The 18,119-nt window shown below is 64.2% G+C and carries 17 protein-coding genes, 1 tRNA gene and 1 pseudogene; 11 read left to right on the top strand and 8 right to left on the bottom strand.

Annotated features, from left to right (window positions below):
- Positions 1-2: 2 nt before the first annotated feature.
- Positions 3-1,223: a L,D-transpeptidase gene (locus B4394_RS01225; RefSeq protein WP_078309272.1), complete on the bottom strand. Its 1,221-nt coding sequence runs from the start codon at positions 1,221-1,223 to the stop codon at positions 3-5.
- Between the two features lie 158 nt (positions 1,224-1,381).
- Here B4394_RS01225 and B4394_RS01230 point away from each other — a divergent pair.
- Positions 1,382-1,457, top strand: a tRNA-Lys gene (locus B4394_RS01230).
- Positions 1,458-1,578: 121 nt separating this feature from the next.
- Positions 1,579-2,394: an aldo/keto reductase gene (locus B4394_RS01235; RefSeq protein ID WP_078309273.1), complete on the top strand. Its 816-nt coding sequence runs from the start codon at positions 1,579-1,581 to the stop codon at positions 2,392-2,394.
- Positions 2,395-2,400: 6 nt separating this feature from the next.
- Here B4394_RS01235 and B4394_RS01240 read toward each other — a convergent pair whose 3' ends face one another.
- Together B4394_RS01240 and B4394_RS01245 are read right to left on the bottom strand one after the other, a co-directional pair.
- Complete coding sequence (locus B4394_RS01240) at positions 2,401-3,849, bottom strand: flavin-containing monooxygenase (RefSeq protein WP_078313916.1); 1,449 nt, start codon at positions 3,847-3,849, stop codon at positions 2,401-2,403.
- Positions 3,846-4,703: an SDR family oxidoreductase gene (locus tag B4394_RS01245; RefSeq protein ID WP_078309275.1), complete on the bottom strand. Its 858-nt coding sequence runs from the start codon at positions 4,701-4,703 to the stop codon at positions 3,846-3,848. The genes B4394_RS01240 and B4394_RS01245 overlap by 4 nt, the downstream gene beginning before the upstream one ends.
- Before the next feature lie 83 nt (positions 4,704-4,786).
- Here B4394_RS01245 and B4394_RS01250 point away from each other — a divergent pair, with 83 nt between their 5' ends.
- From B4394_RS01250 to B4394_RS01260, 3 genes are read left to right on the top strand one after another with little or no spacing between them, the layout of a single operon-like run.
- Positions 4,787-5,413 carry a TetR/AcrR family transcriptional regulator gene (locus B4394_RS01250; protein WP_078309276.1) on the top strand — a complete coding sequence of 209 codons (627 nt, stop codon included), beginning with the start codon at positions 4,787-4,789 and terminating at the stop codon, positions 5,411-5,413.
- Between the two features lie 60 nt (positions 5,414-5,473).
- Positions 5,474-6,763: a magnesium transporter MgtE N-terminal domain-containing protein gene (locus B4394_RS01255; RefSeq protein WP_078309277.1), complete on the top strand. Its 1,290-nt coding sequence runs from the start codon at positions 5,474-5,476 to the stop codon at positions 6,761-6,763.
- A complete protein-coding gene (locus B4394_RS01260; protein ID WP_078288925.1) occupies positions 6,760-7,239 on the top strand; it encodes a DUF1003 domain-containing protein in 480 nt (159 codons plus the stop codon). Before B4394_RS01255 ends, B4394_RS01260 begins: the two co-directional genes overlap by 4 nt.
- A gap of 11 nt (positions 7,240-7,250) precedes the next feature.
- Here the strand turns inward: B4394_RS01260 and B4394_RS01265 are convergent, their stop codons facing one another.
- Positions 7,251-7,907 (bottom strand): response regulator, encoded by a 657-nt coding sequence (locus tag B4394_RS01265; protein ID WP_078309278.1) that lies wholly within the window; start codon positions 7,905-7,907, stop codon positions 7,251-7,253.
- Positions 7,900-9,114: a sensor histidine kinase gene (locus B4394_RS01270; RefSeq protein ID WP_078313917.1), complete on the bottom strand. Its 1,215-nt coding sequence runs from the start codon at positions 9,112-9,114 to the stop codon at positions 7,900-7,902. Before B4394_RS01270 ends, B4394_RS01265 begins: the two co-directional genes overlap by 8 nt.
- A 135-nt stretch (positions 9,115-9,249) precedes the next feature.
- Here B4394_RS01270 and B4394_RS01275 point away from each other — a divergent pair, with 135 nt between their 5' ends.
- Positions 9,250-12,153, top strand: coding sequence for an MMPL/RND family transporter (locus B4394_RS01275; RefSeq protein ID WP_078313918.1), 2,904 nt, complete (start codon positions 9,250-9,252; stop codon positions 12,151-12,153).
- Here B4394_RS01275 and B4394_RS01280 read toward each other — a convergent pair.
- Positions 12,150-12,533 (bottom strand): hypothetical protein, encoded by a 384-nt coding sequence (locus B4394_RS01280; RefSeq protein ID WP_078309281.1) that lies wholly within the window; start codon positions 12,531-12,533, stop codon positions 12,150-12,152. The genes B4394_RS01275 and B4394_RS01280 overlap by 4 nt on opposite strands.
- 101 nt (positions 12,534-12,634) lie before the next feature.
- Positions 12,635-13,261 (bottom strand): TetR/AcrR family transcriptional regulator, encoded by a 627-nt coding sequence (locus B4394_RS01285; protein ID WP_078314210.1) that lies wholly within the window; start codon positions 13,259-13,261, stop codon positions 12,635-12,637.
- Between the two features lie 53 nt (positions 13,262-13,314).
- Between B4394_RS01285 and B4394_RS01290 the strand changes: the two genes are divergently transcribed.
- The gene (locus B4394_RS01290) at positions 13,315-14,145 is read left to right on the top strand and encodes a class I SAM-dependent methyltransferase (RefSeq protein ID WP_078313919.1); all 831 of its coding nucleotides are present in this window, start codon (positions 13,315-13,317) and stop codon (positions 14,143-14,145) included.
- Between the two features lie 98 nt (positions 14,146-14,243).
- A pseudogene (locus B4394_RS01295) lies at positions 14,244-15,300 on the top strand (NAD(P)-dependent alcohol dehydrogenase).
- Between the two features lie 13 nt (positions 15,301-15,313).
- On the opposite strand, the gene B4394_RS01300 reads toward B4394_RS01295, so the two are convergent.
- Positions 15,314-15,550: a DUF3618 domain-containing protein gene (locus B4394_RS01300; protein WP_078289077.1), complete on the bottom strand. Its 237-nt coding sequence runs from the start codon at positions 15,548-15,550 to the stop codon at positions 15,314-15,316.
- A gap of 83 nt (positions 15,551-15,633) precedes the next feature.
- On the opposite strand from B4394_RS01300, the gene bcp reads away from it, so the two are divergent.
- The 3 genes from bcp to B4394_RS01315 are packed head-to-tail and all read left to right on the top strand — an operon-like array spanning position 15,634 to position 18,094.
- Complete coding sequence (gene bcp / locus B4394_RS01305) at positions 15,634-16,107, top strand: thioredoxin-dependent thiol peroxidase (protein WP_078309284.1); 474 nt, start codon at positions 15,634-15,636, stop codon at positions 16,105-16,107.
- 5 nt (positions 16,108-16,112) lie between these two features.
- On the top strand, positions 16,113-16,484 hold the full coding sequence (locus B4394_RS01310; protein ID WP_078309285.1) for a hypothetical protein: 372 nt from the start codon (positions 16,113-16,115) through the stop codon (positions 16,482-16,484).
- Positions 16,485-16,492: 8 nt separating this feature from the next.
- On the top strand, positions 16,493-18,094 hold the full coding sequence (locus B4394_RS01315) for a DHA2 family efflux MFS transporter permease subunit (protein ID WP_078313920.1): 1,602 nt from the start codon (positions 16,493-16,495) through the stop codon (positions 18,092-18,094).
- The last annotated feature ends 25 nt before the right edge of the window (positions 18,095-18,119 follow it).

An 18,119-nucleotide genomic window follows, 5' to 3' on the forward strand; every position in this document is an offset into this window, starting at 1 on the left:
CACTAATGCTGCCGGGCGTTTCCGGCCTTCCACTGCGACCACGGGATGTTCCAGTCACCCAGGCCCTCGGTACCGGGTAGCACCGGGCCAACGGTATTGGAGACGATCACGATGTCGCCACGTTTGGTGTTCTCGTAGAACCATTTTGCGTTCGCGGTGCTCACGTTCAAGCAACCGTGGCTGGTGTTGGTACGTCCCTGCGCGCCCACGGACCACGGTGCGGCATGCACGTAGATCCCGCTGTAGGACATCTGGGTGGCGTACTGCACCTTGGTGCGGTATCCGTCGGGTGAATTGACCGCGACGCCGTAGGTCGAGGAATCCATGATCAGATCCTTGAACCGCTCGCCGATGATGTAGGTGCCGTTGTTGGTGGGCGCCTTGTCCTTACCCATCGAGGTCGGCATGGTCTTGATGATCTCGCCGTTGCGCTCGACGTTGACGACCTTGTTGTTGTCATCCACGCGGCTGATGATCGCGTCGCCGATGGCGAAACGGGACGTCACGTTGTCCTGCCCGAAGACGCCGTTGCCCAGATCCACGCCGTAGGTGTTGACCTTCACGTCGACGGACGTTCCGGGCTCCCAGAACGCCTCTGGGCGCCAACGCACTTCACGGTTGTTCAACCAGTAGAACGCACCCTCGACGGGCGGGTTCGTGGTGATCTTGATGGCCTTCTCTGCCGCGGCCCGATTCGGGATGCTTTCGTCGAACCGGATGGCGACCGTCTGACCGATCCCGACTACCTCACCGTCGCCCGGCATGACGTACGGCATCGTCATGTTGTCCGGTGAATGGGTGCGGAACGTCGCATTGGTGCGGGCCACGCCGCCGAGGCCTCGGGCGTCAGCGGTCAACGTGTACTGCTTGTCATAGCCGAGCGGCTCTGTGGTCGACCAACTCACACCGTCGGAGCCGACCTCCCCGGCGATCTCTTTGCCATCGGAGTTGACCATGGTGACGGTTCCGAGCACACCCTCGCCCGCGGTCACGGTTACCGGAGCATCGACCGGGACGCCGACGGCACCATCCTTCACCGACATCGCCAACTTGGGCACCAGCAGATCCGCGTAAGGCGTTGCCTTGTCAATGACTTTCGGCGGTTCCTGGGATGCGGTACTTGAGCATCCGGCCAGCACGGCCATTGCCACGAGCGGGAGAACGAGCACGGACGCCCACCGCCGACGCGCGCCAACCAACAGGCGTGGACGACCCTGGGTCATGCTTTGCTCCCTTTGAATCTCGTGCATGCGATTTCAGCCATGATTGTACGGGCTCGTGAAGGTCGACGACCACCTCAATCAACGCGACCGGGCTATCGCGGGCATGACAATTTTCGTTACGGGCTCTGAGGCTGCTAAGGTCTTCCACGCACGTTCACGCGCCGTTAGCTCAGTTGGTAGAGCAGCTGACTCTTAATCAGCGGGTCCGGGGTTCGAGCCCCTGACGGCGCACCATCTGAAACGCCCCGTTCCCAGGTTTGGGAGCGGGGCGTTTCGATTACCACCAGGTCCCCGGGAATACTCGGCGGCGGCTCGTGTTGGGTTGACCGTGACGGTTCCCCAGGTAGTTCCCAATGTGACGCTCAATTCCGGTACCACGATTCCCCAGCTCGGCTATGGGGTCTGGCAGGTACCCGACGACGAGGCGCGCTCGGCCGTGTCGACAGCGCTACAGGTTGGATACCGCAGCATCGACACAGCGAAGGTGTACGAGAACGAGGAAGGCACCGGCGCCGCCATCGCAGAGTCCGGGATTGCCCGTGGCGATATCTTCCTGACCACGAAGCTGTGGAATGCCGATCAGGGCTACGACAATGCCCTGCGCGCCTTTGACGCCTCCCTGGGGCGCCTGGGCACTGACTACGTGGATCTGTACCTCATCCACTGGCCAGTACCCGAGCTCGACGAATACGTGGCGAGCTTCAAGGCTCTGCAGCGGATTCAGGCCGACGGTCGCGCCAAGGCCATCGGGGTCAGCAATTTCACCGTAGACAATCTCAAACGGCTCATCGATGAGACCGGAGAAGTTCCTGCTCTCAACCAGATCGAGCTGCATCCCCGGTTCACCCAGCCCGAGCTGCGGGCCTTCCACGCCGAGTACGGCATTGCCACCGAGGCGTGGTCACCGCTCGGCCAGGGCACCATCCTGGACGACCCGGCCATCGGCGCCATCGCTCAAGCCCACGGGGTGAGCGCCGCGCAGGTGATCCTGCGGTGGCATCTTCAGCTGGGCAATGTCGTCATCCCCAAATCGGTGACGCCGGCACGCATCGCGGCCAACTTCGACGTGTTCGGATTCGAGCTCAGCACCGACGAGGTCGAGCGCATCACCGGGCTCGACGCCGCCGACGGTCGCATCGGCCCGGATCCTGAGACGTTCAATTTGCGCTAACGCGCATCACTGCACGATGTAGTGGCTCTCCTCGGGCGATGCGAGCATGCGCTCCATGGTCTTTCGATCAAAGGGCCACAGGTCCACCGATCCGTCTTCGGTGAGATACCAGGAGTTGCAGCCGGTGGCCCACACCGTGGGTTTCATCGCCTCGCGCGCCTGGTCGTTGAACTCATCGGTGGCCTCACGGCTCACTTCCACCGTGGTGATCTCGCCACGGGCGAAGCGATGCAGCCAGCTGATGATGTACTCGGCGGTGCGCTCGGCCGTGTGCTGAAGCCAGATCGATCCGGTCGGCGAGTTGGGGCCCAGCACGGTGAAGAAATTCGGGAAGCCGGGGATGGCGGTCATCCGGTAGGCCTTGGGCCCCTTCTCCCACGCCTCGTCAATCGAATATCCGTCTTTGCCAATCAGATTCATGGGCCGCATGTAGTTATGCGCCTGGAATCCGGTGGCCAGCACAATCACATCGAAATCGCGTTCGACGCCATCCACCGTCACGATCCCGGTGGGAGTGATTCGGTCGATGCGGTCGGTGACGATCTCAACGTTCGGCTTCTGGACGGCGCGATGGAACGACCCCGACAAGACCTGCCGCTTACATAGCGGCTCATAGTCCGGGGTCAGCTTCTGACGCAGCTCCTTGTCGCGAATCAGATGCAAGCACGCCCGCGCGTACTGCTGCACCAAACGCCGCCCCCAGCTGGGCCGGGTCACGATGTTCACCAGCGCATCGGTGCCCGTCAACGCGCTGAATCGCACAATGCGCTCGGTGGGTAGGGCCTCCAACAACTTGGCCACGAACTTTGGCTGACGCATCGCCATCGGTGCCCACAGCACCCATTGCGGGGTCCGGATGAATGACGTCACCTGATCGACAACGGGTTGCATTGCCGAAACCACCTGTACCCCAGTAGAGCCCGTGCCAATCGCGGCGACACGCTTTCCTTCCAGCACCACGGAATCGTCCCAGCGTGCGGTGTGCACCACCTTGCCCTGGAAGCCATCGAGGCCAGGTATGTCGGGAATGTTCGGATGGTGCAGTACGCCGGTGGCGGCGATCAGGAAATCGCACTCCAGTGTCTCCCCCGCCGCGGTGGTCACCTGCCAGCCCGCCCCGGTGAACTCCGCCGCCGTGACTTCCTGCCCGCAGCGAATATGCGCCATCACGCCCAAATCTTCGGCGGCCTTACGGTGATACGCCTGAATCTCGCTGCCGGTGGCGAAGAGCCGCGGCCAGTCCGTGCGTGGCGCGAACGGGTACTGATAGGCCTGCGAGGGCACATCGCAGGTCAGCCCCGGATACCGGTTCCAGTACCAGACGCCACCGACGTCATCGCCCTTCTCCAGAATGGTGAAATCCTCGAATCCCGCATCTTTGAGCTTGTGCCCCACCGCGATTCCAGCCATGCCCGCACCGACGACGACGACCTTCGGGCTGCGCTGCTCACTCACTTCTGGTGCTCCTGGCTCTGACGCTCGATGCGTTCGATATAGGCACCACGCGCGTTCAGATCCAGCGACGTCAATGCCCGGCGATCATCGATGAGTCGGCGGCCGAGTCGCTCAACCGGTTCGGGCACAAACAGATCCACCAGTCCCCACACGAACGCCAGCCAGCCCGGCACCGAGATCTGCGCACGGCGGGTGTCGACGCTGCGCACGATCGCGGCGGCAACGTCCTCCGGGTCGACGGTCGGCATGCCCTTGCCCAGCGGCGCACCCGAGGCCAACTCGGTCCGCACGGCGCTCGGCAGCACGGAGCTGATGCTCACGCCGCTGTCGCCGTACTCCTTGCGTAGCGCAACGGAAAGCCCCACAGCACCGAACTTGGACGCGTTGTAGGTGACCATGCCGGGAACGGCGAGCTTGCCGGCCATCGAGGCCACGTTGACGATGTGTCCGCGGCCGCGCGCCACCATCTCCGGCAACGCCGCTCGCGCGCCGTTGAGCGGGCCGCGCACGTTCACATCGAGAATCAGATCGGTGGTCCGCTCGTTCTCCTCGACGAATCCACCCAGCGGCATCACGCCCGCGTTGTTGATCAGGATGTCGACGGGACCTGACTCGGCGCGGACCCGCTCAAGAAACGACGCCCAGGACTCGGGCTTGGTGACATCGAGGGCGCCGGCCTGCGCACGCGGGATCGTGTTCGCGGTCTCTTTGGCGACCACATCATCGACGTCACCGATCCAGACATCGGCCCCCTTGTCAGCGAAAAGGCGCGCGGTAGCGGCACCGATTCCCCTGGCTCCACCGGTGATGACGACCACCGCGCCGGGCAGCTCAATCTTCGGGTAACGACTCACATCAACCTCCAAGGGAATGGCTTGTCAGTTTCGGAATGATATGTCATTCTCGACGGGTGTCAAGGTCGGTAGGATCGCCGCTTATGACGTCCAGCCCGTCCACACTTAGTCGCGCCGAGCGCAAGAAGCTCGAGCTGCGGCAAGAGATCCTGGATGCCGCCTTTGCGTGCTTCGCCGAGCAGGGGTACCACGCCACAGGCGTCGCGGATATCGCCGGTCGGATCGGGATCGGCCATGGGACCTTCTACCGGTACTTCAAGAGCAAGCGGGACATCATCGAGCATGTCATCGACGACGTCACCGGGCAGATCTTTCACGCGATCGGCGCGGAGAACGCCGCCGGGCTCGCCGACGACATCGAGCAGTACCGCCAGCAGTCGGTACGCATCGGCGCCGCCCTCGCGGACCTGTTCCGGGATAACCCCAACTTGCCGCTGCTTCTGCTGGAAGCGGGGTCGGTCGACAATGAGCTACGCGAACGCGTCTTCGGAATGCTCGCCACAAGTGACCAACTGACCGAGGCCTACCTGCGCCACGGGGTCGAAAGAGGTTACCTCCGTAGCGATCTCGACACGGAGTACACAGCCCGAGCAGTGACCGGGATGATCCTGGCCACCGGCTTGCACGCCTCGCGGGGCGGCGAGGTGCAGGACAGCGAGCGATTCTCGGCCGCCGTCATCGCCCTCATGTACGGCGGAATCGGCTCCTAACCACCCAACGCGCGACACCGGCGGAGGGGGCCGACAGGCCTACCCCCTAACCTTGCTGTCATGGCCGCAGTGAGCAAGGTGTTCGCAGCCAGGCTCTCAGGCCTGGTGGTTCTCGGTCCGGACGGCGAGTCGATCGGACGGGTGCGCGATGTCGTAATCGCGATTGGTGTTACCCGAAAACAGCCACGGGTTATCGGCCTTGTCGTCGAAATGCTCACGCGCCGAAGGATCTTCGTACCCATGTTGCGGGTCACCGCCATCGAGCCCGGGTCGGTGACGCTCAACACCGGAAACGTCTCACTGCGCCGCTTCGAACAGCGTCCCAGCGAGGCTCTGGTGCTCGGACAGGTCCTCGACACCACCGTGCGCACCGACGACCCTGAGCTCGAACAGTTCTATGGTGTCGATCTCGCCGTGGTGGACCTGGGCCTGGAACAGACGCGCACCCGCGACTGGGTGGTTACCCGCGTGGCCGTGCGGAGCCCTCGGCGGCTGGGACGGCGCAGCGGTGTGCAAGTCACCGGCTGGAATCACATCCACGGGTTGACGCCGTCGGCACTCAACCTGCCCGGACAGGGCGTCGCCCAGCTGATGCTCCAGTTCGAGGGCATGCGGCCGGTTGCGGTGGCCGATGCCATCCGTGAACTACCGGCCAAGCGGCGCGACGAGGTACTGGCCGCGTTCGACGACGAACGGCTGGCCGACATCCTCCAGGAACTTCCCGAGGACGATCAGGCCGAGGTACTCACCAAGCTGGAAGATGAACGCGCCGCAGACGTCCTGGAGGCCATGGACCCCGACGACGCCGCGGACCTGCTGGGGGAACTGTCCCCCGCGGAGGCCGAATCACTTCTGGCACTGATGGATCCGGAAGATTCCGAACCTGTCCGACGGTTGCTCACTCACTCCCCCAATACCGCCGGCGGCATGATGACTCCAGAGCCGGTGATCCTGAGCCCGAATACCACCGTCGCCGAAGCCCTTGCCCGCGTACGTGATCCGGACCTGACACCGGCACTGTCCTCACTGATATTCGTGGTCAGGCCGCCCACGGCGACACCCACCGGCCGCTACCTCGGATGTGTGCACCTGCAGCGGCTGCTGCGTGAACCCCCTTATGCGATAGTCGGCGGCATTCTCGATACCGACCTGCCATATCTGGATGCCGAGGCGCCACTGGCCGAGGTAACCCGCTACTTCGCCGCATACAACCTGGTGTGCGGTCCTGTGATCGACAGGGAGAACCACTTGCTCGGCGCCGTTACGGTCGACGACGTGCTGGATCACCTGATGCCCGACGGCTGGCGCGCCGACGAACCCGAAAGCGTGTCGGGGGGTGACCGTTCATGAGCGACGCATCGGCACGACAACGGCTCGATACCCCGCGCACCTCCCGCGGGCTGTCCCTCGGTCTCGATGTCGAGGCGGTCGGCAGGGTCAGCGAGAACATCGCCCGGTTCCTGGGCACGGGACGCTACCTGGCCATGCAGACAGTGTTCGTCATCGTGTGGATCATCCTGAATCTCTCCGCGGTGACCCTGCAATGGGATCCGTATCCGTTCATTCTGCTCAACCTCGCGTTCTCCACCCAGGCCGCCTACGCCGCGCCGCTGATCCTGCTGGCTCAGAACCGCCAGGAGAACCGCGACCGGGTGTCGCTGGAAGAGGACCGGCGCCGGGCCGAACAAACCAAGGCCGACACCGAGTACCTGGCGCGGGAGCTGGCGGCTCTGCGACTCGCGGTGGGTGAGGTCACCACCCGCGACTATCTGCGGCGCGAGCTCGAAGAGCTCCACGAGGCCATCGCGGCGCTACGCGAGAAGTAAACCCAGTAGGTCTATTTGGGCGTCACGATGCCGTGGTCATAGGCGTACACAATGGCCGCGGCCCGGTCGCGTAGATCGAGTTTGACGAAGATCCGTCCGATGTGACTCTTGACCGTCACCTCGGATATCACCAGCTGCTCAGCGATTTCGGAGTTGGTGGCACCGGAAGCGATGAGCCCCAACACATCCAGCTCCCGCACGGTGAGCTTCTCCTCGGCATGGCCAGTAGTGGCGGCCGGCGCGCGCCGATAGGCGCTGAGCACCCGCGACGTCACCGCCGGATCCAGGTATGCCTCGCCGCGGGCCACGGCGTGCACGGCGCGGACCAGCTCCTCGGCGGGCGAGTCCTTCAGGATGAACCCCGCGGCGCCGGCACGTAGCGCCCCGGAAAGCAGTTCGTCATCGTCAAATGTGGTGAGCGCCAACGCGGGCGGCCCATCGGAGGCGTGCAGCAATCGGATCGCCTCGATCCCGCTCATCTGCTTCATGCGCAGGTCCATGATCACCACGTCGGGCCGCCTCAACGTCACCGCCGCCGCTACCTCACTACCGTCGGCGCACTCCCCCACGATCGAGAATCCGTCCTTGCGACGCAGAATCCGGCGCAACCCCGTGCGTACCAGCTCCTGATCGTCGACAAGCAGCACGCCCACCTCGATGTCAGTCATGAAGCCATAACACCTTTCGCCGCGCACGGCACGGTGTCCCATGGGATTCCAACGGGACGCTGGCCGAAACTGTCCAGCCGTCTTCCGCCCACCCAGCACGGAACTCCCCGCCGAGCATCTCGATGCGCTGCCGCATGCCCGCGAGCCCGCCTCCCGAGCACACATCTGGACACAATCCCGCGGCCAGGTCATTGCTCACGGTCAGACTCGCCGCCGACCCGTTGATATCAAGGAGTACCGCAGCCGATGACCTAGGCGAATGCTTGGCGATGTTGGCCAAAGATTCCTGAGCCACTCGGTACAACGCCAAACCCACTCCAGCGCTGACGGACTCACCTGACCCGTAGATGTGTGACTCCACTGCCATCCCCGCCGCCGTGAAATCGGCGACCAGATCAGGTATATCGGAGATACCGGGTTCTGGAGACAGCCGCAGCGGCTCGGCCCCGGCGGGACCAGTGCTCAACAATCCCACCGTACCGCGGATATCCGACATCGCCTGACGTCCAAGACGTTCGGCATCGAGCAAGCCAGCAACGGCGTCGTCGACATCGTGATCCTCCTGCAACGCCCGCCGCGCGCCGGTCAGATGAAGCATGGTCACCGACAGGGAATGCGCTATCACGTCATGGATTTCGCGCGCGATGCGGCGCCGTTCATCGGAGGCGGCCTGTTCCTGCATGCGCGCCTGCTGTGCGCGTTCCTGTAAGAGCAGACGTTGTTGCAGCTGCATGATGCGCCCTATCAACCACCCGCAGGCCACAAAGAACACCATGTAGAGCGAGAAGGTTCCGAGGTGATGCAGCTGTTCGGCGACCACAAGCAACGCCACACAGGAGGCGACCGCGGCGAGTCCGGCACGCACCGACGCAATGGCTCCCACTTCACCGAGCGTGAACATCAGGAGAAAGGGCGCAGCATCTACGACATTGGGCGGCCAGGTGAGAAACAACCCGACCCCCGCCAGAGCGAACGCCACTGTCCAGAATGCGTTCAGCTTGCGACCAGCGATGATGAACGTCAATATCGGAGTCAGCGCAAGCAGGCCCGCCAAGGCCAACAGCCACGGACGCGTAAAACCTCGCTGTAGGACAGCACAACCCACGATGAGCAGCGTGCTGCTGTACATGACCAGCGGCACCGCCCACGGAAATTCGTACGGCACCAGAGCACGGCGCTGCAACGCGGTCTCTCGGAACCAATCCATAGTGCCAGCGTAGAGGCGGTTGCCCCGCCGCACATCATGCTCGGCGCGGATGTTCTTCTCCTACCACGGTAGGAGGAGAAGTCTCGCCCACAGCACGACGACAGCCGCCGCACATGCTCCGTAACTTCACTGAGCATGTGGGAAGCCATCGCAAGGTTCTGCAGCCGATACGCGATTCTCGTCATCGGGGTGTGGATACTCGCCGCTGCGGCGGGCAACCTGCTTGTGCCACAGGTGGAAAGCACGGCGCACAACCACGCCCGTGGCTTCCTGCCGCAGAGCGCCCCCGTGAATACCGCAGGCGCCGTCATGGGCAGGCAGTTCCAGGACGGCGACGGTGGCAACCTCAACTACCTGGTGCTGGAAAGCGACCACAAACTGGGGCCTGTCGAGCATCAGTATCACGATCGGCTGCTGACAAAACTGCGCGCGGATACCGCCCATCTGGACTCGGCGATGGATCTGTGGGCCGACCCCATGACTGCCGAGGGCGCACTCAGTGCGGACGGCAAAGCCGCGTACACGATGCTGCGCGTGACCGGCGAGCTCGGCGGCGCGCAGGCCAACGCTTCCCTGGACGCCGTCCGGCAGCTCGTTGCCGGCGAGCCCGCGCCCGTCGGCATGCACGCATGGGTCACCGGGCCCGGCGCCACCATCGCCGATGAGCTCACCTCCATCGATACGCAAATGCTCATGATCACCGGCGTCACCGTGGTGCTCATCGCCCTGCTGCTATTCGCCGTGTACCGATCGGCGATCACCGCCGCGATCCCCTTGATCACCGTGGGCATGGGCCTGGGCGTGGCGCGTTCCATCGTCGCCTTCCTGGGCGAACGCAATCTCATTGAGGTTTCCATCTTCTCGGTCGCATTGCTCGCCGCCTTAGTGCTCGGCGCAGCGACCGACTACGGCATCTTCCTGCTCGGGCGTTATCACGAACAGCGCCGTTCGGGGCTGGAGCACGAGCAGTCGCTCGCCGCTGCCAACCGCAGCGTGGCGCCGGTCATCGCCGCATCCGGCCTGACCATCGCCGCCGCCCTCTCCTGCCTCATGTTCGCCCAGGTCGGAATGTTGCGCAGCGCCGGGTTGCCGTGTGCCATAGGCATCCTCACCGGCATGGCGGCCTCCCTGACCCTGCTCCCCGCGCTCATCGGGCTGGCCGGTCGCCGTGGGCTGGCCCAGCCGCGGCCGCTGCGCGGGCAGCCGGGACGCCGGTGGCGCCGAGTCGGTACCATGGTCGCCCGCTGGCCGGGTCCGGTGCTGGTCGGCTCGGTACTCGCGCTCATCGTGTGCGCCCTGCCCGTCGCCGGCCTGCGCCTTGGCTTCGATGAGCTTGCCTCGCAGCCACTTTCCACGCACGCGAACCGCGGCTATCAGGCCATGGACAGGCATTTCCCGCCGAACCGGTTGCTGCCGGAGATCGTCTCGATCGAAGCCGATCATGATTTGCGCAACCCGGCGGGAGTCATCGGTATCGAGCGAGTGACCAAGAAGCTCATGGAGGTTCCCGGCATTCGGATGGTCCAATCGGCCTCCCGCCCGGCGGGTGCCATCCCCGAACAGGCGACACTGACCGAACAAGCAGGAATCATCGCCGATCAGCTGGACGACGGCACCACCCACATGAGCCAGCGTTTGGGAGCCGTCGACCAACTCTCGGCGACGCTGAGCCAGTTCTCAAAGGCGATCGCGCAGCTGCAGAAGGGCCTGGCAGGCGGCGTGAGCGGACTCGGCGAGCTCAACAGCGGCGTCGGCGACATGCATTCGGGGATGAAAGCGCTGCAGGACAATGTGTCTCAGGTATCGGAATACATGGATCCGCTGCGCAACTACACCAACGGCAATCCCAACTGTGCCAATGACGGCATCTGCTCCCTGGTACTCAAGGCCGTCGAGCCGATGGACTCCGTGGTGGCGGCCACCGCCTCGCTGACCTCCAGCACCGCCAAGTTCGGCACCGGCGCTCAGGGAATGGAGAAATCGTTCTCCGGCGCCGTGGATTCGGTGAAGAACATGCGGGCGACGGTGGCGCAGCTGGGCACGATCACCGATCAACTCACCAGGGCGGTCGGCGAGACGCGCACCATGTTCTCCGGACTCACCGAGTACCTGCGCGCGATGCGCGAGGATTTTCGCAGCAGCGGCGAGGGTGGCTTCTATCTACCGCAGCGTGCGTGGCAGGACCCGCGCTTCCAGCGGGCCGCCGGGTTGTACTTCGCCCCCGACGGCCGCTCGACCCGCATGCTGGTGTTCGGAGACGGCAAAGTGTTCGGCGCCGACGGCGCACATCGATCTCCGCAGATCACCCTCGCGGTCAGTGAGGCCACCAAGGAGGGCACCCTCGCGGGGAGCTCGGTGAACATCGCCGGATTCGGTACCGGCACTGCCGAATTGCGCGGATACGTCAGCGACGACTTCCTGCTCCTGGCGGCCGTGGCGCTCGCGTTGGTGTTCCTCATCGTGTTGGTCATGCTGCGCAGTCCGGTGGCAGCGGCGGTGGTCATCGGTACCGTCGTCATCTCGTACGCGTCCGCACTCGGGATCACCACCCTGATCTGGCATGACCTGTTAGGGCGCGACCTGCACTGGTCGGTCCCGTCGATCGCCCTCATCGCACTGGTGGCGGTGGGCGCCGACTACAACCTGTTGTTCACCATGCGTATGCGTGAGGAGATATTCCTGGATGGCGCCGGCCTGCGCACCGGGATGATCCGCGCCTTCGGCGGCACAGGCGGCGTGGTCACCACGGCCGGAATCGTCTTCGGCATCACCATGTTCGCGATGCTCTCCAGCGATGTGCTGAGCATCGAGCAGGTGGGCACCGCCATTGGCGTTGGGCTGATCATCGACACGCTCATCGTCAGAACGTTCGTCGTACCTGCCGTGGCAGGGCTGCTCGGCACGTGGTTCTGGTGGTCACCGGTACCGCTGCTGCACGGGCTGCTGTTCCGATGGTCAAAGGCGCGCTCGCCCCGCACCGCCGGTGTGCTCTCATACCTGGTGACGCGGCCGTCGCGGCTGGAAAGAACGGGAGCCTAGGCGTCCGGGGCGTCGTCCCTGTCGATCAAGCGACGAGGGAACGCTAGGATCCCGGCCACCGACAGCAGCCAGGCCAGCAGGCGCACCACGCCGATTCCGATACTGGGCACCATCGTCTGCTCGATAACCCTGGTTGACCACGCGTCGAGCACGAACGCGATCACCAGGCCGAGCGCAACCGCAAGGGAGATTCGGTCGAACTTCTCGCGCACCGGCCAGTAGTGCAAGAACGTCGCTGCGATACCAACGAGAAGCACCACGGCAAGCCGCACCCTGTCGATGCCAAAAAACACCGTGAACGCGAATCCGACGACGTAGAGCAGCATCGCTGTCGCTTTCATCGCAGTCGCGTCCACCCGCAGACCAGCGACAATAATCATCGGAGTACCGCCCGCTCACGGAAACCTGGCACGCGCTCAGAGTAACCAGGTGAAGACATACTTGCCACCCTATGCAGCGAATATTGCTCAATAAGATATAGCTACCTCATTCTGCGCGCGAGATCCTCCCTCGCAGATTGTGCCTGCTCCGGAGTCAACAAGGGGTTGGCGTAGACGTCGACAAGGGTCGCCGCCATCTTCAGGTCACCCTCGGGAGAATTGACGTCGATGCCCAGCCCCCGCGAAACATGTTGCTGGAGCAGCGGCACAGCCAAGGCCATCGCGGTGATAACGGTCGCCCGGGACTTGACGTCGACATCGGCCGGGAACACGCGGTTGTGGTCGGCACTCGCCAGCCAGCCCTCGGTCATCGCGACCAGCTCGTCGAACACCTGCCCCGCGGAACCGTCGACAAGCGCCCTGCTGATGTAGTCCTGGTATTGACCGATCGGAATGCGGGCCGAAACATAGTGCACGTCACCGCGTTCCACGTTCGCCTGAACCTGCTCGTTGATGTCCCGCATCGTCTTGACCAGGTACTCATCGCACGCGTCCCGCAGCTCCTGCTTGGACCCGAAGTGGTGGCGCAACAGCCCAGAGGACACTCCGGCTCGTGCGGCAATGCCCCGAATGGTGGCGCCGTCGTATCCCTTCTCACCGAACTCATGCAATGCCGCGTCACGAATCCGGGCGCGGGCGGTGAGGTCGTCAGGATCCGGGCTCTTCATCGCCATAGGCTACACGAATGGACAATTGACTACACGCTTGTATAGTCGAACGCATGGGCATTGACACCAGCGGCATCACCCCGGAGGAAGAGACCGCCTTTCTCACCCTGAAGGCACGGGCCGTCAACGACGGCTGGCCGCGACCGATCCTGCCGGATCCAGGCGCGACGGCCGCCGTCGACCAGATCGATTACGACTTCGACGCACTGGGGGTGCTCGCTCCAGTAGCATGCCAATCAGCTTTACGCGCAAAGCTTCTCGACGATCGCGTGCGGAGGTTCATCACCCAGCACCCCAACGCGGTGGTCGTCGACCTCGGTGCGGGTCTGGACGATGGGTATCGACGCATCCAGCCGCCGGCCACCGTCGATTGGTACAGCATCGATCTACCCGGGATGGCTCGACTGCGCGATGAGGTCATGCCTCCGGGCCCGGCAGAGCACACCATCGGGGTGTCCATCACCGACCCGGCGTGGATTGCCGACATACCGTCGGATCGTCCGGCGATGGTGGTCGCCGACGGGTTCTTCGCCTTCCTGACCAAGGAACAGATCATCTCCACCATGCGGGCTGTCACCGATCACTTCCCCGCCGGACAGCTGGCGTTCAACGACTACGGCCGCATGGTGGTGGGCGTGTGGATTTCAAAGCTGTTCCCGCAGAAGATGTTCAAGAAGGTCAACCAGTTGCGCGGGTTTGAGGGCTACGACGATCCGCGCACCCCGGAGCGCTGGAACCCCAAGCTGCGATTCGTCGAAGAGTTCAGCCTGGTGGATGCCTCCGAGGTGGAACTGTTTCCGGCCTGGCTGCGGATATCGTCGCGGCTGGCGCGGTACAGCGCGTCGATGAGACGCTCCGCGCGCATTCTGCGGTTCGAGTTCTAGACCTGCGGCAACACCGCACGCTCCCAACTTGACCTGGAGCGCACTCCAGTTCCTAGGCTTCTCATATTCACAAACGACCATGATGCGAGGAGTTCCTCGTGACGTTGTCTGTCCCCGCGTATGCCGCCTTCTCCCCGACGGAGCCACTTCGCCCGACTGTGGTCGAGCGTCGCGAACCCGGCCCGAAAGACATTGTCATCGATATCGTTTGGGCCGGAATCTGCAACAGCGACATCCACACGGTAAGCAACCATTGGGGACCCGCGAGCTTCCCCGTGGTGCCGGGGCACGAGATCGCCGGTGTGGTAACCCAGGTCGGCAGCGAGGTCGAGAAGTTCAAGGTTGGCGACCGCGCCGGTGTCGGCTGCATGGTCGGCTCGTGCGGCGAGTGCGCCAACTGCAAATCAGGCGAAGAGCAGTTCTGCAACGGCGAGGGCGGCTTTGTTGGCACGTACAACGCGGTGGGCAAGGACGGACGGCCGACCTATGGCGGGTACAGCGACCTCATCGTGGTGGATGAGGCATTCGCGCTGAGGATTCCGGACGCGCTTCCTCTCGATCAGGCCGCTCCGCTGCTGTGTGCCGGAATCACCATGTACTCCCCACTGCACCATTGGGGGGCCGGCCCCGGCACTCGTGTCGGCGTCATTGGCCTTGGGGGCCTTGGCCATATGGGTGTCCAGATCGCCCACGCGCTGGGCGCCGAAGTGACGGTGCTGAGCCAATCACTGCGCAAGCAGGAGGATGGCCTGAGCCTCGGTGCAGACCACTACTACGCAACCAGCGACCCGGCCACCTTCACCAAGCTCGCGTCCTCCTTCGATCTGATCCTCAACACGGTCTCCGACGGGATCGACGTCGAAGGCCTGCTGTGGCTCCTGGATAAGGACGGGACGCTGGTTCAACTGGGGCTGCCGGAGGACCCGATCAATTTCAAGCCCTCGCCGCTGGTCTTCGGACGCCGCCGCTGGGCGGGCTCACCAATCGGCGGAATCGCCGAAACCCAGGAAATGCTCGACTTCTGCGCGGCCAAGGGCATCGCAGCGCTGGTAGAGAAGATTGAGGCGCCTCAGATCAACGAGGCCCTATGCACGGGTACTCAAGAGCGATGTGCGGTACCGGTTCGTGATCGACGGAGCCAGCTTTACGGCTTGAGTAAGGCGCGCAATCAGTCGCGACGGAACTTGCGCAGAACCTTGCGCGCCACCAGTGCGGCAACCACGGCGCCGACACCGAGGATGGTGAATTTGATGGCCGGCTTGTTGAGCGTCGCAAGCACCGACGCCTTGGCGTCCTCGGCCAGGCGCTGCGGATTGGCGCGGTCGCTCAGGGTGTCGACTGTTGCCGCGAGCTGGTCGCGGGCCTTGTCGATATCGGCCTTGATTGCCTCGGGATCCCTGGCCACCTGCACTCCTCCACGTCCGCGGTTGACACTCAAGCAACTACCCTAGGGCAACAACTGTACGGGTCAACAGAAAGGCACCGGTCATGGCGGAAACCAAGCGGCTCGAAGTTGGCGATAAGGCCCCGGCGTTCACCCTGCTCGACGCCGACGGCGAGAAGGTATCCCTGTCGTCCTACAAGGGTCGCAAGGTGATCATCTACTTCTATCCGGCCGCCATGACGCCCGGCTGCACCAAACAGGCCTGCGACTTCCGCGACAGCCTCGCCGAACTCAACGGCGCGGGCCTCGACGTCATCGGCATCTCGCCCGACAAGCCCGAGAAGCTGGCGAAGTTCCGGGAGCGCGATGGCGTGAACTTCCCGTTGCTGTCCGACCCCGACAAGACGACGCTGACCGCGTACGGCGCCTTCGGCGAGAAGAAGCTGTACGGGAAGATCGTCGAGGGCGTCATCCGATCGACCTTCGTCGTGGACGAAAAGGGCAAGATTGAGGTGGCGCAGTACAACGTGAAGGCCACCGGACACGTCGCCAAACTGCGCCGCGACATATCCGTGTAGATCAGATGCCACTGATCGACATCACCTGCGGCCCCGCGGTCACAAATGGCACCCGCGCAAGGCTGGCCGAAGTTCTGCCTCACGCGGTCTCCCTGGCGGTGCAGTGCGCGGACGAGCCCTACGACCACCACCTCCAGCCCGGCGATGTGCTGATCCGATTCCACGAGGTCGGGCCATTCGACCGTTTCGATATCGACGTCCTCGTCGAGGTGAAGTCGAAGTGGTTCAGCGACCGAGCGGAGGACCGTCAGCACCGCGCCCAGGCGATCCACGACGCGGTGCGAAACGCCCTCGAAGACGGACAGACGGCGGGTGTGTATCTGACCTTGCCCGTCGCCGCATGGGACCAAAGCGATTACGAAGCCCCTAACCGTTGAGGACTCCCATGGCAGAGACCGCCCGCAAGTGGCTGGGCTTAGCCGCCATCTCGCTGGGGGTGGCGCTGATCGTCGTCGACACGACGATCGTCAATGTCATCATCCCCTCGATCGTGCGCGATCTCGGAGTCACATCGGCACAGGCGCAGTGGGTGCAGGAGTCATACGCGATCGTCTTCGCGGCACTGCTGCTGCTCGTCGGACGTGTCTCCGACATTCTCGGTGCCCGCCGCGTCTTCCTTACCGGGGTAGTGATTTTCGGCGTGACGAGCCTGCTGGCAGGTATCGCCACCACCGGCAGCTGGTTGATACTGGCCCGCTTTCTGCAGGGCGCCGGGGCCGCGCTGATCCTGCCGACGTCGCTCGCACTGCTCAACGCGCAGTTCACCGGTAAGGCGCGCGGCCAGGCCTTTGCCGTCTGGGGTTCGACCATCGGTGCCGCGACGGCGCTGGGCCCCCTGCTCGGCGGGTGGCTATCCGAACATGCCTCGTGGCGTTGGGCTTTCGGTATCAACATTCCGCTCGTCGCGGTCATCTGCGTCGGTGCGATGGTGTTCATCCCACGCTCACCGCGCACGCAGGCACGCGTCGATGTCGCGGGAACCGTGTTCTCGATCCTCGGTCTGGGATTGCTTGCCTTCGGGCTGATCGACGGTCGTACGTACGGGTGGATTCACACCACTGAGCCCTTCGAGCTGTTGGGCACGCGCTGGACGCTCGACCTGTCACCGGTGTTCGCCGCACTTGTCCTGGCAGTGCTGTCCCTCGCCGCCTTTGTCATCCGCCAGATCACCCTGACCCGCGATATCGATCCAGCGCAGCCGACCGCGGCGCTGATGGACGTGCGGCTCTTCTCCATCGACTCCTTCCGCAACGGCAACATCGCAACGCTGATCATCGGGATGGGCGAATTCGGGATCGTGGCCGTGATCCCCCTCTGGCTGCAATTCGCGTTGGGGTACAGCGCGGTTCAAGCAGGCTTGGCTTTGGTACCCATTGCACTCGGCAGCTTCGCGGCCAGCGGCGCGAGTTTCGGTATGACGTCACGAATCTCGGCACTGGGACTGGTCCGCATCGGGCTGACGCTCGAGGCCGTGGGGTTAGCGGCGCTCGGCTACATCGCCCGGCCGGACAGCACGTGGTGGGCCCTCGCGGTGGCTCTGTTCGTGTACGGGATCGGCATCGGCTTCGCCACCGCCCAGGTGACCAACGTGGTGCTCGCCGATGTTCCCGAGCGCAGCTCCGGCCAGGGTTCCGGCATCCAGAGCGTTTTCCGGCAGCTCGGCTCGGCCCTCGGGATCGCTGTGCTGACCACAGCCTTCTTCAGCGCCATCAGCGCACGGCTCAGCGACACTCTCGCCGCCGCGGGCATCCCTCCCGGACAATCCGATGCACTCACCCGAGCGGTTGTCCGCAGCGCAGGTGCCGCCATCGACGAGTTCGCCCGTCAACCACAGACCGCGGGAATCGCCGACGCCGCACGCCAGGCGATGGCTCACGGTGTTGAGTTGGGCAGCTACTTGGCCGCCGCGTTTCTGGTGGCCGGACTCGCCGCGACATTCCTCATCACACCGGCCACGACGCTCACCACGGAGCAGAAGCCACGCTAGCCCCGGAGGTCCTTTAGGCGCGCGC

The organism is Mycobacterium sp. D16Q16, assembly GCF_002013745.1.
Taxonomy (GTDB): domain Bacteria; phylum Actinomycetota; class Actinomycetes; order Mycobacteriales; family Mycobacteriaceae; genus Mycobacterium.

What these genes read in the sequence shown, in the direction of transcription:
- B4394_RS01250 (WP_078309276.1), top strand. Translation starts at nt 4,787, where the DNA reads ATGACGTCCAGCCCGTCCACACTTAGTCGCGCCGAGCGCAAGAAGCTC.
- B4394_RS01285 (WP_078314210.1), bottom strand. Translation starts at nt 13,261, where the DNA reads ATGAAGAGCCCGGATCCTGACGACCTCACCGCCCGCGCCCGGATTCGT.
- B4394_RS01225 (WP_078309272.1), bottom strand. Translation starts at nt 1,223, where the DNA reads ATGACCCAGGGTCGTCCACGCCTGTTGGTTGGCGCGCGTCGGCGGTGG.
- B4394_RS01315 (WP_078313920.1), top strand. Translation starts at nt 16,493, where the DNA reads ATGGCAGAGACCGCCCGCAAGTGGCTGGGCTTAGCCGCCATCTCGCTG.
- bcp (WP_078309284.1), top strand. Translation starts at nt 15,634, where the DNA reads ATGGCGGAAACCAAGCGGCTCGAAGTTGGCGATAAGGCCCCGGCGTTC.
- B4394_RS01265 (WP_078309278.1), bottom strand. Translation starts at nt 7,907, where the DNA reads ATGACTGACATCGAGGTGGGCGTGCTGCTTGTCGACGATCAGGAGCTG.
- B4394_RS01255 (WP_078309277.1), top strand. Translation starts at nt 5,474, where the DNA reads ATGGCCGCAGTGAGCAAGGTGTTCGCAGCCAGGCTCTCAGGCCTGGTG.
- B4394_RS01260 (WP_078288925.1), top strand. Translation starts at nt 6,760, where the DNA reads ATGAGCGACGCATCGGCACGACAACGGCTCGATACCCCGCGCACCTCC.
- B4394_RS01290 (WP_078313919.1), top strand. Translation starts at nt 13,315, where the DNA reads ATGGGCATTGACACCAGCGGCATCACCCCGGAGGAAGAGACCGCCTTT.
- B4394_RS01280 (WP_078309281.1), bottom strand. Translation starts at nt 12,533, where the DNA reads ATGATTATTGTCGCTGGTCTGCGGGTGGACGCGACTGCGATGAAAGCG.
- B4394_RS01275 (WP_078313918.1), top strand. Translation starts at nt 9,250, where the DNA reads ATGTGGGAAGCCATCGCAAGGTTCTGCAGCCGATACGCGATTCTCGTC.
- B4394_RS01270 (WP_078313917.1), bottom strand. Translation starts at nt 9,114, where the DNA reads ATGGATTGGTTCCGAGAGACCGCGTTGCAGCGCCGTGCTCTGGTGCCG.
- B4394_RS01310 (WP_078309285.1), top strand. Translation starts at nt 16,113, where the DNA reads ATGCCACTGATCGACATCACCTGCGGCCCCGCGGTCACAAATGGCACC.